This window comes from Actinosynnema sp. CS-041913 (genome assembly GCF_050942485.1).
In the GTDB taxonomy this organism is placed as follows: domain Bacteria; phylum Actinomycetota; class Actinomycetes; order Mycobacteriales; family Pseudonocardiaceae; genus Actinosynnema.
Window position 1 is genome coordinate 5,796,521 of sequence record NZ_CP192037.1, and the last position, 15,419, is coordinate 5,811,939.

Here is a 15,419-nt window from a genome sequence, read left to right on the forward strand (position 1 = left end):
GTTCGGTGAGTACATCGAACGTCTCGGCGTCCCCCTCTTGTTCCAGCTTCTGGACGCATCGCGCCGCCCCTCATCCCCCGCGTCGAATCGCGGCCTTGTCGCCGACCACGCCGACCGGACGTGGACCGCGCGAATTCTTCGACCACCGCAAAAGAACGGAGTAAAAGCCATGAGTACCGACAGGATCACCGACGGCACCGAACGAGCGATCATCGAGAACATGCTCGATCGCAACCGCGAAGCCCTCATCGAGACCGTGCGCGGCCTTTCCGAAACCGACGCCCGCCGTCGACTCGTCGCTTCCCTGACGACACCGATCTCCTTGATCAAGCATGCCGCAGGCGCCGAACGGATCTGGTTCCAACGGTTCTGGGCGGGCCTCGAAGAATCCGAGTGCGACGGGTACTCGAACCGGGACGAGGGCACCTTCACCGTCACAGCCGACGAGTCCTTGGCCGACGTGATCGCCGAGTTCGAACGCGCAAGCCAACGATCACGTGAGATCGCCGCCCGTTTCCACCTTGACGACACCAAGGACAACCCCCTTGAAGGAACAGTCAGCATGCGGTGGACGCTGCTCTCCATGATCGAAGAATTCGCACGGCACGCGGGACACGGCGACATCCTCCGCGAACAGATCGATCAGCCACCCTCGGACTGACCACGAACCCCGCGCTCGTCAGCGGACCGGCCCTGCCGCGCGTTCAGGCAGCCTGATCGAAACCTTCCCGCTTCCGCACCTCTTCGGGCGCACGCTCATCCTTAGCCGGGAACACCCAGCGACGGAACGCCCACAAGCGGAACACCATGGCGATCAGCGTGCCGATGACCATCCTCTGGTGTTGAACGACCACTCGCGGTTGAGGATGTACGACACGATCGAGTTGTCCCGTCCGGTTGAACTTGCCGGAGGACGGCGGGGCCGACCTGCGGTTCGCCAACCAAGTCCGGACGGTTTGGCGGGCGTGTCCGGACTCAGTGGGCGAGATCCGGCGGCGTCGCCTTGCCGATAGGGTCGCCAAGGAGGTGCGGATGAGTTTCCGGCTGGCGGCATATGCCGTGTGCGTCGAGGACGGGCGTGTGTTGCTCGCCCGTTGTGTTTCGCCGACGGGAGACACGAACTGGACTCTTCCGGGCGGCAAGGTTGAGCATGCCGAGGACCCGTTCGACGCGGTGGTCCGGGAGGTCGCCGAGGAGACGGGCTGCGAGGCGGTGGTCGAACGCCTGTTGGGCGTGGACTCAAGGGTGATTCCCGCCGCCGAAGCGCGGTTGGGGATGGAGCACCACAACGTCGGCATCTTCTACCAGGTCCGGATTATTGGTGGCGCCTTGCGGCCCGAGCCGAACGGCGAGACCGCTGGGTCGGCCTGGACTTCGACATCGGACGTCGCCGGTCTGTGCCGATCGTCACTCGTTGACGTCGGTCTTGCGTTGGCGCGGACGCTTCCGGCAACCGGCCACGTCGCTCCCGTCGCGGTCGGCGGCCTGATCGGGCATTGACGTGCCGTCCAGGAAACGACAGCGAGGACAGCGGTCATCGCGCGCCGTGCGCGGCGCTTCACTGCCCCGACAACTCCGGACGGTGGTACGCCGATTCGACCACCAGCACGTGCACGACGAGCACGGCGACGCATAACACGCTGCCCACCGCGGCGAGCACGGGACTCGAACGACCACGGCCGTCCAGTGGTCATAGTCAGGACTTCGCCCACAGCGGAACCTCTGTCACCACTGCGCCCGCGGGACTGGATCGGCGTTGCGCGGGGCTGTTAGGTTCCATCACTGACGGTGATGGAACACCGTGGGCTGGGGTGGCTGATGTCGGCTGAGTTAATCGTGACCGCGTTGGTGACGGGTGCGACCGCAGGTGCAACGGCGACCGCTACGACCGCCGTGACCGATGCCTACGCGGGGGTCAAGCACGGCGTGCGGCGGCTGTTCCGCCGCGCGGCCGAGACGGGCGCGGTCGACGGCGATCCGGACGCCGCCGCCGAGGAGTTGTTCGCCCGGGTGGAGACAGATCCCGAGGCCGGCAGGGAAGTGCTGGCCGGGCTGGATCCCGAGCGCGACGCCGAGTTGGCAGCCGCGGCCCGGCGGCTGGTGGACCTCGTCGGCCGAGCCGGGAAGTACGAGGTCGTGGTGCGGGACAACACCGGGGTGCAGGTCGGCGACCACAACGAGATGACGATCAACCTCGGTGAGCGGCGCGCCCGTGAGTGAGCCGCCCGACCCGCGGGTCGTCCACCTCGACGGCGGCACCGGGATCCAGATCGGCTCCAACAACCGGCAGACCATCCACTACCACGGGGCCACCGGACCGCCTTGGCCCGTGCGGGTGGGCACGGTCCCGATGGTTGCCGACTGCTACCAGGAGCGCGCCGTCGAGGACGGCCTCGACAGCGCGGCCACGACCGTGGTCACCGGGATGGGCGGCGTGGGCAAGACCCAGATCGCCGCCCGGCACGTCCGCGGGTCCTGGGCCGACCCGGCCGTCGACCTCGCCGTGTGGATCACGGCGGTGGACCGGGACACGATCGCGGCCGGCTACGCGCAGGCCGCTCGGGCGATCGGGCAGGCCACCCTTGACGACGACCCGGCGACCGCGGCCCGGGTGCTGGTGAACTGGCTGGCCACCACCGACCGCCGCTGGGTCGTCGTGCTCGACGACGTGCGGGATCCCGGTGACGTGCACGGCCTCTGGCCGCCGGGCAGCGGCGTCACGGTGGTGACCACCCGCCGCCGGGACGCCGCCCTGCGACGCACCGACCGGCGGGTCATCGAGGTCGCCCCGTACACCGCGGACGAGTCGGTGTCCTACCTGCGGTCGAAGGTGGTCCGACCGGACCTGCTCGACGGCGCCGCGAACCTCGCCGCCGAGCTGGGCGGGCTGCCGCTGGCCCTGGCCCAGGCCGCGGCGTTCGTGCAGGACGTGGAGATCACCTGCGCGGAGTACGTGCGGCAGTTCCGCGCGGGCCGCGACGTCGCACCCGACGCCCTCCCGGACGAGCACCAGCACACGGTCGACCGGACCTGGGCGCTGTCGATCGAACGCGCCGACGAGCTGGCGCCGGCGGGCGTCGCCCGGCCGTTGCTGGAGTTGCTGTCGTTCCTCGACCCCAACGGCATCCCCACGGCGGTGGCGACCACCGCCGTGACCTTGGCCTACCTCGGTGTCCGCGCCGACCGGCCGGTGTCCGCCGAGGACTCCCTGCGCGCGGTGCAGGTCCTGCGTCGCCTCAGCCTCGCCGACACCGACCAGGCACATCCCCACCTCGGCATCCGCGTCCACGCCCTGGTGCAACACGCGACCCGCGCGGCGATCGAGAAGACGACCCTGATCGCCAACTTCGCCGCCCAAGCGCTGGTCGAGAGCTGGCCGGAAAACGAACGCGACCCCGTCCTCGGGCAGGGTCTCCGGGCGAACGCCGCCGAGCTGATGCGGCACGCACTCGCCCATCTCCTGATCCCCGACGGGCACGTCGTGTTGCACCGCCACGGCCGGAGCCTGGGCGAGGCCGGCCTGGCCCGCGCCGCGGAGGACCACTTCCGGCGCATGAGCGCGGCAGCCGCGCGGGCGCTCGGCGCGGACCACCCGACGACGCTCACCCTGCGCGGTGAGCAGGCCACGTGGCGGGGCTACTCGGGTGACGTCGCGGGCGCGGTCGTCGAGTCGGAACGACTGCTCGCAGATCGCGTGCGGATCAAGGGACCGGAGGACCCGACCACGTTGACCACGCGGCACAACCTCGCGTACTGGCGGGGCGAAGCCGGGGACCTGGCCGGTGCGGTGGCCGAGCTGGACCGGCTGCTGGAGATCGAGCTCCGGGTGCTGGGCGTGGACGACCGGAGCACGCTCACGACCCGTTACTCCCGCGCTCTGTGGCGGGCGCGCGCGGCCGAAGCGGCGAGTGTGGTCACCGAGTTCGAGCATCTCCTCGCCGACTGGACCCGGGTGTGCGGTGCGGACGACCCCGGCACCCTGACGGTCCGTCACGAGCTGGCGCGCTGCCGGGGGAAGGCCGGGAACCCGGCGGCAGCGGTGATCGAGTTCCGACGTCTGGTCGAGGATCAGACGCGGGTGCACGGCAAGGAGCACCCCCACACGCTGACCGCCCGCCACGATCTGGCGAACTGGCGAGGTGAGGCCGGGGACGTGCCGGGTGCGGTCACCGAGTTCGAACGGCTCGTCGCGGACAGCGTCCGGGTGCACGGACCGGACCACCCGGCCACCCTGAGCGCCCGGAGCGGCCTCCTGCATCATCGCGCCCGCATCGGCGGTCTGCCGGCGGTGGCACGCGAGCTGGCGCAGCTCCTCGCCGACAGGACGCGGGTGCTGGGGCCGGACCACCCCGAGACCCTGACCACCCGCGGGAGCCTGGCGACCGTGCGCGGTGGCTGTGGCGACGTGGCACGTGCGGTGGCCGAAACCGAACAACTCCTGCGGGACCGGACCCGCGTGCTCGGCCCCGACCACCCCGACACCCGCGCCTCCCGGGAAAACCTGGCGTACTGGCGCGCACGGGCGTGACAGGCGGTGGGAACCGTTGAGCGCTCCCGGTAGGTGACCGCGAACCGTTGAGCGCTCCCGGTAGGCGACCGCGAACCGTTCAGCGCTCCCGGTAGGCGACCGCGCAGAGGAACGACAGCGGGACCTGCCGGCGCTCGCGCGCGATCAGCGGAACCCGGAAACCGTTGCCCACCAACAGCCGCACGACCGCCGCGGTGCGAGGGCGGTCGGCCGTGCCGTCGTCCGGCACGACGAGGGCGAAGGCGCCGCCGGGGCGGAGGACCCTGGCGACCTCCCGGACGACGTCGTCCGGGACGGGGTGGTCGGCCATCATGCTGTCGGTGAGCACCACGTCGAACCGGCCGGCGGGCATCGGCAGGTGCCGCGGGTCGGCGCGGACGGCGAGGGTGGCGCTGTCCGGCCGGTGCTCCTTCCACGGCGAGGCGATCACCAGGAGCGCCGCCGGGTAGCGCGCCCGCAGTGCCGCGTCCAGCGCCGGCACGCCGCTGCCCACCAGCAGCAGCAGGTCGCGGGCGGAGCGCGGCAGCATGCCGACCACCCGCCGCGGCGTGGCGGTGGACGCGGTCACGAGGGCCTGGTGAGCAGCATCGCGCTCTGGAAACCGCCGAATCCGCTGCCGACGCTGAGCACGACGTCCATGCGGTGGTCGCGCGCGGTCAGCGGCACGTAGTCCAGGTCGCACTCCGGATCGGCGTTGTGCAGGTTGGCCGTGGGCGGCACCACCTGCCGGTCGAGGGCGAGCGCGCACGCGGCGACCTCGATCGACCCGATGGCGCCGAGCGAGTGGCCGACCATGGACTTGATGGAGCTGACCGGGATGCGCCGGGCGTGCTCGCCCAGGCTGCGCTTGAACGCCGCCGTCTCGTGGCGGTCGTTCTGCCTGGTGCCCGAACCGTGCGCGTTGACGTAGTCCACGTCGGTGGGGTCCAGCTTGGCCCGGTGCAACGCCGCCGAGATCGCCTCGGCCATCTCGCGCCCGTCGGGTTTCAACCCGGTCATGTGGAAGGCGTTGCTGCGACCGGCGAACCCCGCGTACTCGGCGTAGACGTGCGCGCCCCGCGCACGGGCCCTCGACGCCTCCTCCAGCACCATCACCGCCGCGCCCTCGCCGAGCACGAACCCGTCCCGTCGCGCGTCGAACGGTCGGGAGGCGTGCTCGGCGTCGTCGTTGTTGGGCGAGGTGGCCCGGATCGCGTCGAAGCACGCGGAGGTGATCGGCGACACGGGCGCGTCGGTCGCGCCCGCCAGCACCACGTCGGCGGAGCCCTCCTCGATGAGGGCCGCCCCGTGGGCGAGCGCGTCGAGGCCGGACGTGCAGCCGGTCGAGATCAGCGCCGTCGCCCCCTCCGCGGCCACCTCCCACGCCACCTCCACGGCGAGCGTGCTGGGCACCATGTAGCCGTAGAGGTGGGGAACGCCGTAGGTGTGGTCGACGAGCCACTTGCGCCCCTCGTCCGCGACCACCTGGTACTCCGACTCCAGGCTCATCGTGCAGCCGACGGCGCTGCCGATGCTGACCGCCGTCCGGCCGGGGTCGCCCGCCGCCAGGTCGATCCCGCTGTCCGCCACCGCCTCCCGCGCGCTCACCACGGCGAACATCGCGGCCCGGTCCATCCGGCGGACCTGCACCGCCGACAGGCCCGCCGCCGCCGGGTCGAAGTCGACCTCCGCGGCGATCCGGGAGCGGAACGGGGCCGCGTCGAACAGGCTGATCCGCCGGGTGGCCGTCCGCCCCGCCGAGAGCAGGTCCCAGAACGCCTCCCGGCCGATCGCGCCGGGGGCGACCACCCCGACGCCGGTGATGGCCACGCGCCGGGTCACACCGGACCGCCGACGTCGGGGTTGGCCTGCCGCGGCTCGGCCGCCGGCTCGGTGTCCACGTGGCCGAGTTCCGGTCGGGGCGCCAATGGCGAGAGGTGGAACACCACGTGCGCCCGCTCGGCGCCCGTGTTCACCAGCCGGTGCCGCACGCCGATCGGCACGAGCACCGAGTCCCCCGCGCCGAGCTCCACCGGGTCGCCGTCCAGCGACAGCACCAGTTCGCCGCTGACCACGTGCAGGAACTCCTCGGAGAACGGGTGGTAGTGCTCGGTGACGAACTCCCCCGCCCCGAGCCACAGCACGCCGCCGAACCCGGACGTCGCCTGCACGGTGCGCGGGCTCAGCGTGACGCGGATGTCACCGCCGCGGCGGCGGTTGGGCACCGCGTCGTCCACGTTGACCTTGAGCTGTCGGGTGGCCGTCATCGGACGACCCCGGCTTCCGGCGTCCAGGTGTAGAACGGCCGGGCCATGGCGTCCTTCGGTTCGCGCCACCCTGGGTCGTACGGCGAGACCAGCTCCGCCAGGGTGGTGTTGAGCTTCTGGTACAGCGGGTGGCTGCGTGCCCGGTACAGCCGCGGTGAGATGTCCTCGTCGGCCTCGACCAGGTGGAAGTACAGCGAGTGGAAGGTGAACAGCGTCCGCCGCGTCACGCCGATCAGGTGCGGCAGGTCGGTCGAGTCGGACTCGGCGAAGCTCTCGGCGATCGGCTGCGGGTCGTCGGTCCGCAGCTTCGCCACGATCAAGGTCCGGTGCATGGGTCGCCCCCCTGACGGCTCTCGGTGGTCACCCGGCCGATCCTCGCCCGGAGTGTTGGAGGCGGGCTCGAAACCGGCGCAGGCGGTTACCAGTCGACCTGCCGCCCGCCGCGCAGGAAGACGCCCGACGGCCCGTCGTCGGGCAGCATCGCCGCGTGGACGACGTCGCGCGCCGCGTCCTCCGGTTCGCGCTGCCCGCGCGGCATCATCCGGGTGCGGGTCGTGCCGGGGTTCACCGCGTTCACCAGGACGCCGCTGCCCCTGGTCCGGTCGGCCAGCATCGTGGTCAGCCCGTTCAACGCGGTCTTGGACACCGAGTAGCCCGGCGCACCCGCGTACAACCCGTTGCTGAACGCACCGGTACCACTGGACACCAGGACCACCCTCCCCCACCCCCGCTCGACCATGCCCGGCACGAACGCCTGGGCGACCCGCCAGGAGCCGAGCAGGTTCACCGCCAGGGTCCGCTCGACCAGGTCGAGCGGGACGCCGAGCGGGTCGGTCCCGCCGTCGAGCAGCACCCCCGCGTTGCCCACCAGGACGTCGACCGGGCCGACCCGGTCGCGGACCCCGGTGACGGCGGCGGGATCGGTGACGTCCAGGGTCTCCGCCCGGACCCCCGGGCCCAGCGTCGCGGCGGCGTCCGCCACCGCCGCCCCGTCCCGGCCGGTCATGATCACCGCCAGTCCCCGCGCCCGCAGCGCGGCGGCGACCGCCAGGCCGAGCCCCCGGTTCGCACCGGTGACCAACGCGACTCGTGGTTCGCCCATCCCCTGCTCCCGTCCGTAGGTGTGGGTTCCACCCCGGAACCCACCCCGGGGCCAGGGTGGGCGCACACCCTCGAAGACGGTTGGAGGACGGGCCGGGCGTTGCTCCGCGTTCGAAGTTCCCGCGAGCCGCTCCCGCCACCCTGTGGTGGTGCGCATCATCTTCGCCACCTGGGCGTGGCCCTCACACCTGTACGCGCTCGTGCCGCTCGCCTGGGCCTGCCGGACCGCGGGCCACGAGGTGCTGGTGGTCACCGAGCCGGAACTCGTCGGGACGACCACCCGCACCGGGCTGCCCGTGGTCGGGGTAGGTGCGGGCGGGGTGGACACCCTCGGCCTGGTGCGGGGGTACCTGACCGGCGGCAGGCCGGGCGGCGGGGCTCCCCGCGCGCTGGAGATGGTGGTGGCGCACGCGGAGTCCATGGTGGACGGTCTCGTCGACGTGATCCGGGAGTTCCGCGCGGACGTGGTGGTCTACGAGACCACCACGATGGCGGGGCCGATCGCCGCCGCCGCGACCGGCGTGCCCGCGATCCGCCACCTGTACGGCACGGACCTGCTGGCCGTGGCACGGCCGGTGGTGCTCGACGCCCTCGCCCCGGTGGCCCGGAGGCGCGGTGTGGAGTCGTTCGAACCGCTGGGCGTCGCGACCGTCGACCCGACCCCGGCCACCCTCCAGGGCCCGACCGACTACCCGCGCCTGCCCGTGCGGCACGTGCCGTTCAACGGCCCGGGAGTCGCACCGCGGACCGCCGGACGAGGCGACCGCCCGCTGGTGTGCGTCACGTGGGGCCACACGATCGCGCGCCTCGACCCGGACCGCTTCCTCGCGGGACGGGTCGCGACCGCGGTGGCCGACCTCGACGTGGACGTCGTGCTCGCCGTGTCGACGTCCCAACTGCCGATGCTCGGCCCGGTCCGCGACAACGTCACGGTTGTGGTCGACACCCCGGTCCAGCACCTGTTCCCGAACTGCGACCTCGTGATCGGCCACGGCGGCGCGAGCACGGTGTTGACCGCACTCGGCTCCGGAGTGCCACTGCTGCTGGTGCCGCAACTACCCGACCACGCACGGCACTCCGCGCGCGTAGCGGCAGTCGGGGCGGGAACAGTCCTGTCAGTGGACAACGCGACCGGACCGGAACTACGCCGACGAGCCGCGGAAATCCTCGACGGCGACACCGAACGCGCCGCCGCCCACGCGCTGCGAGACGAGATCCGGCGGATGCCGCCACCCACCCGTGTGGTCGACGACATCGTCACCCTCGCCGGTCAATAGCGAGTGCCCGAGGTGGTGGTCTCCACCTGGAAGACCTGGTTGCCGGCCACGTCGTACGCCGTGCCCGTGCCCGACGCCGTCCAGGAGTCGGCCGACGTCATCCTCCCGGTCTGCTGGACCCGCACCTCACCGGTCCACACCTCCTCGTCGTCGTAGGTGAACTCGCGGAACGAGAAGTCGAAGCCGCCGGTCGCCGGCCGCCACTGCCCGAGGCTCAGGTTCTGCGCCCTGGTCGTGGTGCCCAGGCAGGTTCCCCCGACGGTGAAGGAGAACAGGCCGCGCTCGGGCGGGATCGCCGGGTTCACGAACGTCACCACCACCGCCCAGTTCCCGAGGGGGACCGGCGCACCGGCCTCCTGGCCCGCGACCGGCACGCCCGGCCCGGCCCGGTCGACCGCCGCGGCGGGCCCGGTGAACAGGCCCAGCGCGAGGATCGGCACCATCACCGACGCCCTGCCGAGCGGGGACCTTCCGGTTGTCGTGGTTCGCATGCTGATCTCCCTACGACTGGTCCGCTGCTACAGCGTCCGACCGTAGTTGCGGGAGGTCGAGACGTGCTGGAACAGCGGTCGAGCCCGGCTCCGACGGGGTTGCGCCGGACCTGCTCCCGCTTCGAGGCGGGAGTGCGAGCCTTCGCCGTACACAGCGTTTCGGCGGAAGGGGTGTCCGGGCATGAAACTCGGCGTCAACGTCTCCCACCTGGACGCGGTGGACACCGCGCGGGAAGCCGAGCGGCTCGGCTACGACCTCGTGGTCGTCCCGGAGGGGTTCCGCGCGGACGGGGCCACAGTCCTCGGCGCCGTGGCGACCGCGACCTCGCGGATCGGCATCGCGTCCGGCGTCCTCCAGATCCCGGCCCGGACACCGGCCACCACGGCGCTCACCGCGGCCACCCTGGACGCGTTGTCGCACGGGCGTTTCCGGCTCGGCCTCGGGGTGTCCAACCCGGACATCTCCGAGGGGTGGCACGGCGTGGCGTTCGACCACCCGCTCGGCCGGACCCGGGAGTACGTGGAGATCGTCCGGCGCGCGCTGTCCGGCGAGCGGGTCGTCCACCGGGGCGAGCACTTCCGCGTCCCGCTGCCGGGGCGCACCGATCACCCGCTCGTGCTGCACACCGACCCGGCGCACGACCGCGTCCCGGTCTACCTCGCCGCGGTCGGGCCGAGGAACAAGGAGCTGGCCGGTGAGATCGCCGACGGCTGGCTGGGCGCCTTCGCGCCGCCGGACGACCTGCCGGACACGCTGGTGTCCCTGCGCGCCGGCCGGGAACGCGCCGGGCGCGGACTCGACGGCTTCGAGGTGCTGTGCGGCGTGCCGGTGGTGGTCGGCGCGGACGTCGAGTCGAGCGCGGACCCCGTGCGCGGGTACCTCGCCCACTTCCTGGGCATGGGCGACCCGCGCCGCAACGTCTACTCCGGACTGGTGCGGCGCATGGGCTACGGGCAGGCCGTGGCGGACGTCCACGCGCACGTGGCCGCGAACGACCAGCGGGCGGCGGCGACCGCGGTGCCGACCGAACTCGTCGACCGGGTGTCGTTGCTCGGCCCGCCGGAACGGATCGCCGAGCGCGTGCGGGCGTACACCGCCTGCGGCATCACCACCCTCGTGGTCTCCCCCTTCGCGCGCACGACGGCCGAGCGGCTCGACATCCTGCGGACCGTGGCCGGGGCGCTGGACCGCACCGGCGCGGGTGTCTGAGCGGCCGGACGCGGTGGCCGCCGGGAAGGTCGCCGCGGGCGCACCGCGGAAGGCACCCGGGCTGCGCGCGCTCCGCGGCAACCCGTGGGCGGTCCTGTCGACCGCCTGCCTCGGGTACTTCATGACCATCCTGAACACCGGCTCGGTGAGCATCGCGATCCCGCGGATCCAGGCGGACCTGGGCGCGAGCCTGAACGAGGTGCTGTGGATGGTCGGCGCCTACGTGCTCGCCCTGGCCGTGCTGGTGATCACGGCGGGCAAGCTCGGCGACCTCGTCGGGCAGCGCGCGGTGTTCCTCGCCGGGATGACGCTGTTCACCGCGGCGTCGGCGCTGTGCGGGCTGGCCGGGCAGCCATGGCTGCTGATCGGCGCGCGCCTGCTCCAGGGCGTGGGCGCCGCGCTGGTCATCCCGCAGGCGCTCACCATCGTGACGCTCGCGTTCCCGCCGGGGCGGCGCGGGGTGGCGGGCTCGGTGTGGGGCGTGGCCGCGGCCCTCGGCGGCGTCGCCGGGCCGACCCTGGGCGGGCTGGTGGTCTCGACCGCGGGCTGGCGCTGGATCTTCTACCTCAACCTGCCGACCGGCGTGCTGACCGTGGTGCTGACGCTGCTGCTCGTGACCGACCGGCGCGGGTCGCGGGCCGGGCGGCTGGACCTGCTGGGCGTGGTGCTGGCGGGCGCCGCCCTCGGGTCGATCACGTTCGGCCTGCTGGAGGGTGAGCGGTACGGGTTCGGCCACGTGACGGCGTTCCTGACCATCCCGTCGATCCTCGCGGCGGGCGGTGTCCTGCTCGTCCTCTTCGCCCTGTGGCAGCGGCGCGCCCGCGAGCCGTTGGCGCCGCCCGCCCTGTTCGGTCACCGGACCTTCCCGTCGATGTGCTTCGTGGTGGCCGCGGTCGCGACGGCGCTGATGAGCATCTCGCTGTCGATGACCCTCTACCTCCAGTCGGTGCTCGGCCTGACCGCCGTGCGGGCCGGCTTGGCGCTGGCCCCGTGGGCGGTGGGCGTGCTGCTCGGCTTTCCGTTCACCGGCAGGCTGGTCGACCGGTTCGGCGGCCGGGTGGTGCTGGTGACCGGGCTGTCGGCGTACGCGTGCTGCCTGACCGCCATCGGGCTGCTCGCCGGCGCCGGAGCCGGCGAGCACGCCCTGCTGGTCCCCCTCGCGCTGGCCGGGTTGTCGCAGTCCGCGGCCTTCGCACCCGTCGTCGCGCTGGCGCTGCGCGACGTGGCCCCGGACCTGGTCGGCGCGGCCTCCGGCGTGTTCAACGCGGTCCGCCAGCTCGGCACGCTGGTGGCGGTGGGCGGCCTGGGCGCGTTGCTGCACGGGAGGCTGGACAGCGGCATCCGCTCGGCCGCCGCGACCGCGAGTGGGGAGCTGCCCGACCGGTACCGAAAGCCCTTCGTCGACGGCGTGGTCGAGGCGGCGGCCTTCGGCGACGGGGCGGGGATCGGGATCGCGCCGGGGACACCGGCCGACGTGGCGCTGCGGATGCACGACCTCGCCGAAGCGGCCTACGCGCAGGCCTTCGGCGCTGCGGTCAGGTTCACCCTGCTGGTCTGCGCGGCGCTCATCGCGGTCGCGACCGCGGTCGCCTGGGCGTCGCGGGAGCGAGCGGAGGCCGACGTCGGGGCGGTGTGACGCACGGTGGAACCCGCCGGCGGAGCGCCGGCGGTCGGGAGAGCCACGGGAGGACGACTGTGGGAGTGCAGCCGGATGACCGGGCGGCGACGGCCGCCGACGACGGGGCGAGGCGGCGGTTCGGATACCCGGACTGGTTCGTCACGCTGTTCCTGACCGACATCTGGGAGCGGTTCAGCTTCTACGGCATGGCCGCCGTGCTCACCTTGTACGCGGCCTCCCCGGCGGCCGAGGGCGGGCTCGGCCTGCCCCCGTCCTCGGCCGCGGCCCTGTTCGGCTCGTACCTGGGCCTGGTGTTCCTGCTCGCGCTGCCGGGCGGTTGGCTCGGCGACCGGGTCCTGGGCACCCGGCGGGCGACCCTGTACGGCTGCGTGCTCATCGCCTTCGGCCACTACGGCATGGCCGTCCCCGCGCGGTGGACGTCCTACCTCGGCCTGGTGCTGATCGCGGCGGGCACCGGCCTGCTCAAGCCGAACATGGCCGCCCTGCTCAGCAGCGGGTACCGCCCGGAGGAGCACGTGCGCCGCCAAGCCGCGTTCTCGATCTTCTACGTCAGCATCCAGGTCAGCGCGCTGATCGCACCGCTGGTCGTCGGCGCGCTGAGCGAAATCCTGGGCTGGCACTGGGGTTTCGCGGCGGCGGGCGTCGGCATGACGTTCGGCGTGGTGCAGTTCGCGCGCGGCTCGGGGCACTTCGGCGACCGGGGCGTGGCGCCCGGTCATCCGGCGCCGGTCGCGCTTCGGCAGGCAGTGGGCCGGCGGACCGCCGCGTTCCTCGGCGTCGCCGGGGTGCTGGCCGCCGTCGACGTCCTCGCCGGGACGTTCACCGAGATGCACGTGATCGCCGCGATCGGGCTGTGCGCCGTCGTGGTGCCGTTCGTGTGCTTCGTCGCCGTGGTGCGCGACCGGACGCTGGGAGCCGCGCCGCGCCGGCGGCTGCTCCCGTTCTTCTGGCTGCTGCTGTCGTACGCGACGTTCTGGTTGTTGGCGGCCCAGTCGGGCTCGATGCTCAACCTGTTCGCCCGCGAGCACACCGCCCGCTCGGTGGCCGGGGTCGTGCTGCCCGCGAGCTGGTTCCAGTCCGTGATCCCGCTGTTCATCCTGCTCACCGCGCCGTTCTTCGCCTGGCTGTGGCCGCGGCTCGGCGACCGGTTCGGGGTGCCCGCGAAATTCGGGCTCGCGCTCGGGTTCGTCGGTGCGGCGTTCATCGTGATGAGCCGGGCGGCGGCGCTCGCCGTCGAGGGTCCCGTCTCGCCGCTGTGGCTGATCGCGGCCTTCCTGCTGGTGGCCTGCGGCGAGGTGGTGATCGGGCCGGTCGGGATCTCCACCGCGGCCGAGGTGGTCGACAGCACGCGCTCGGGCCGGACCATCGGTCTGCTCTGGCTGTTCAGCGGCTTCGGCGCCGGGCTGGGCAGCCAGGTCGTGCACCTGTCGGACCTCTGGTCCGACCGGCTCTACTACCTGGTGCTCGGCCTGTTCGCCGTCGGTGTCGGCATCGCGGTCGTGCGGTGCCGCCGGGTCCTCGGGCGGGTCGCGGTCACCGGGTGACCGGGGACGGGATCGACTGCCCTTCAGGCGTTCTTGCGGCGGTTTCGAGTGGTTGCGGACACGATCGATCAGGTGACGCACACCCAGTCGGTGGAGGGACACTGAAGATGACCATGAGGTTCCCGTTCCCGTGGCCCCCCGGTGCGGACCGGCCCGCGGAGCTCGGCACGTTGCGCGACGAACCGGCTGTCCGGGTCACCATGCCCAGCGGTGACCCCGCCTGGCTGGTGACCCGGTACGCCGACGTCCGCGCCGTGCTGTCCGACCCGCGCCTGAGCCGCAACCGGGACCGCCCCGGCGCACCGCGGATCTCCGTCGAGCAGACGAAAGCGTTCCAGAACCCGGGCATCGACCGCGATCCCCCGGGCCACACCCGCATGCGCAGGCTGATGGTCAAGGCGTTCACCCCGGCCAGGGTCGAGCGGCTGCGGCCGTACGTCACCGAGGTGGCCGAGGAGCTGCTGGCCGGGCTCGCCGCCCGGACGCCGCCGGTCGACCTGGTCGCCGAGTTCGCGGTCCCGCTGACGCTGCGGGTCATCTGCCGGCTGCTCGGCGTCCCGGTGCGGGACCAGCACCGGTTCCGGGGCGACCTCGCCGACGCCGCCCGCTACATCGGCGAGTTGATCGAGACCAAGCGGGCCGACCCCGGCGACGACCTGGTCAGCGCGTTGATCGGGGTGCACGACGAGCAGGACGGCAGGCTCGGAGCCCACGAGCTGCACCGGTGGTGCATGGTCCTGCTGCTCGCCGGGTACGAGACGACCGCGAGCCAGCTCGGCAGCAGCGTGGTCCTCCTGCTCCGGCACCCCGAACAGCTCGCCCTGCTGCGGTCCCGCCCCGAACTCGTCCCCGACGCCGTGGAGGAACTGCTGCGCTGCCAGGTGGCGGGTCACTCGCTGTCCATGCTGCGGTACGTCACCGAGGACATCGACGTCGGGGGCGTCACCGTGCCGGCGGGCTCCGGCCTGATCCCGGTGCTGGAATCGGCGAACATGGACCACCGCGTCTTCCCCGACCCGGAGCGCCTGGACATCACCCGGGACAGCGGGGGCCAACTCATGTTCAGCGCAGGACCCCACTTCTGCCTGGGCGCCTCGCTCGCCCGGCTCGAACTGCGGGTGGCGCTGACCGCGCTGATCCGGCGATTCCCCACCCTGCGCCTCGCGGTCGAAGTCGACCGGCTGCGCCACCACGAGAACCCGCTCGAACTAGGATTCACCGAGGTTCCGGTCGCCTGGTGAATCCGTTGTCCGCATTAATCGGGCCTTTCCCGTGATTCTCGACTACACCCGTGCAGCGGCGCGTTCCTACTCCTTTCGGCTGCGTCCGACGGAGCGGTCCGCCGCCATCCGGGCGACCCGCGGATACGACCGGCCGACTGCG

16 protein-coding genes are annotated in these 15,419 nt (G+C 72.7%); 9 read left to right on the plus strand and 7 right to left on the minus strand.

What is annotated here, in order from left to right; genetic code table 11:
* The first annotated feature begins 169 nt into the window (after positions 1-169).
* Positions 170-661: a DinB family protein gene (locus ACQPZF_RS26075; RefSeq protein ID WP_433261162.1), complete on the plus strand. Its 492-nt coding sequence runs from the start codon at positions 170-172 to the stop codon at positions 659-661.
* Positions 662-704: 43 nt separating this feature from the next.
* On the opposite strand, the gene ACQPZF_RS26080 is transcribed toward ACQPZF_RS26075, so the two are convergent.
* Entirely contained in the window at positions 705-833 is a 129-nt protein-coding gene (locus ACQPZF_RS26080; RefSeq protein ID WP_433261164.1) for a hypothetical protein, read from the minus strand.
* 199 nt (positions 834-1,032) lie between these two features.
* Between ACQPZF_RS26080 and ACQPZF_RS26085 the strand changes: the two genes are divergently transcribed.
* The 3 genes from ACQPZF_RS26085 to ACQPZF_RS26095 all read left to right on the plus strand — a co-directional run bounded on the left by ACQPZF_RS26085 (position 1,033) and on the right by ACQPZF_RS26095 (position 4,528).
* Entirely contained in the window at positions 1,033-1,500 is a 468-nt protein-coding gene (locus ACQPZF_RS26085) for an NUDIX hydrolase (RefSeq protein ID WP_433261166.1), read from the plus strand.
* 318 nt (positions 1,501-1,818) lie between these two features.
* A complete protein-coding gene (locus ACQPZF_RS26090; RefSeq protein WP_433261168.1) occupies positions 1,819-2,220 on the plus strand; it encodes an RIP homotypic interaction motif-containing protein in 402 nt (133 codons plus the stop codon).
* Positions 2,198-4,528, plus strand: coding sequence for a tetratricopeptide repeat protein (locus tag ACQPZF_RS26095; RefSeq protein ID WP_433261171.1), 2,331 nt, complete (start codon positions 2,198-2,200; stop codon positions 4,526-4,528). Before ACQPZF_RS26090 ends, ACQPZF_RS26095 begins: the two co-directional genes overlap by 23 nt.
* Before the next feature lie 79 nt (positions 4,529-4,607).
* Here the strand turns inward: ACQPZF_RS26095 and ACQPZF_RS26100 are convergent, their stop codons facing one another.
* From ACQPZF_RS26100 to ACQPZF_RS26120, 5 genes are all read right to left on the minus strand, one after another.
* Positions 4,608-5,096 (minus strand): methyltransferase domain-containing protein, encoded by a 489-nt coding sequence (locus ACQPZF_RS26100; RefSeq protein WP_433261173.1) that lies wholly within the window; start codon positions 5,094-5,096, stop codon positions 4,608-4,610.
* Positions 5,093-6,349: a beta-ketoacyl-[acyl-carrier-protein] synthase family protein gene (locus ACQPZF_RS26105; protein ID WP_433261175.1), complete on the minus strand. Its 1,257-nt coding sequence runs from the start codon at positions 6,347-6,349 to the stop codon at positions 5,093-5,095. Before ACQPZF_RS26105 ends, ACQPZF_RS26100 begins: the two co-directional genes overlap by 4 nt.
* Entirely contained in the window at positions 6,346-6,774 is a 429-nt protein-coding gene (locus ACQPZF_RS26110; protein WP_433261177.1) for a cupin domain-containing protein, read from the minus strand. The genes ACQPZF_RS26105 and ACQPZF_RS26110 overlap by 4 nt, the downstream gene beginning before the upstream one ends.
* Entirely contained in the window at positions 6,771-7,106 is a 336-nt protein-coding gene (locus tag ACQPZF_RS26115; RefSeq protein ID WP_433261179.1) for a TcmI family type II polyketide cyclase, read from the minus strand. Before ACQPZF_RS26115 ends, ACQPZF_RS26110 begins: the two co-directional genes overlap by 4 nt.
* A gap of 86 nt (positions 7,107-7,192) precedes the next feature.
* On the minus strand, positions 7,193-7,876 hold the full coding sequence (locus ACQPZF_RS26120; RefSeq protein WP_433261181.1) for an SDR family NAD(P)-dependent oxidoreductase: 684 nt from the start codon (positions 7,874-7,876) through the stop codon (positions 7,193-7,195).
* Positions 7,877-8,024: 148 nt separating this feature from the next.
* On the opposite strand from ACQPZF_RS26120, the gene ACQPZF_RS26125 reads away from it, so the two are divergent.
* The gene (locus ACQPZF_RS26125; protein ID WP_433261183.1) at positions 8,025-9,152 is read left to right on the plus strand and encodes a nucleotide disphospho-sugar-binding domain-containing protein; all 1,128 of its coding nucleotides are present in this window, start codon (positions 8,025-8,027) and stop codon (positions 9,150-9,152) included.
* On the opposite strand, the gene ACQPZF_RS26130 is transcribed toward ACQPZF_RS26125, so the two are convergent.
* The gene (locus ACQPZF_RS26130) at positions 9,146-9,643 is read right to left on the minus strand and encodes a hypothetical protein (RefSeq protein ID WP_433261185.1); all 498 of its coding nucleotides are present in this window, start codon (positions 9,641-9,643) and stop codon (positions 9,146-9,148) included. The two genes, ACQPZF_RS26125 and ACQPZF_RS26130, sit on opposite strands and share 7 nt — an antisense overlap.
* A gap of 181 nt (positions 9,644-9,824) precedes the next feature.
* On the opposite strand from ACQPZF_RS26130, the gene ACQPZF_RS26135 reads away from it, so the two are divergent.
* From ACQPZF_RS26135 to ACQPZF_RS26150, 4 genes are all read left to right on the plus strand, one after another.
* Positions 9,825-10,853: an LLM class flavin-dependent oxidoreductase gene (locus ACQPZF_RS26135; protein WP_433261187.1), complete on the plus strand. Its 1,029-nt coding sequence runs from the start codon at positions 9,825-9,827 to the stop codon at positions 10,851-10,853.
* Positions 10,846-12,489, plus strand: coding sequence for a DHA2 family efflux MFS transporter permease subunit (locus tag ACQPZF_RS26140; RefSeq protein WP_433261189.1), 1,644 nt, complete (start codon positions 10,846-10,848; stop codon positions 12,487-12,489). The genes ACQPZF_RS26135 and ACQPZF_RS26140 overlap by 8 nt, the downstream gene beginning before the upstream one ends.
* A gap of 65 nt (positions 12,490-12,554) precedes the next feature.
* The gene (locus ACQPZF_RS26145; RefSeq protein ID WP_433261191.1) at positions 12,555-14,036 is read left to right on the plus strand and encodes a peptide MFS transporter; all 1,482 of its coding nucleotides are present in this window, start codon (positions 12,555-12,557) and stop codon (positions 14,034-14,036) included.
* A gap of 107 nt (positions 14,037-14,143) precedes the next feature.
* Entirely contained in the window at positions 14,144-15,277 is a 1,134-nt protein-coding gene (locus tag ACQPZF_RS26150) for a cytochrome P450 (RefSeq protein ID WP_433261193.1), read from the plus strand.
* Positions 15,278-15,419: the final 142 nt, after the last annotated feature.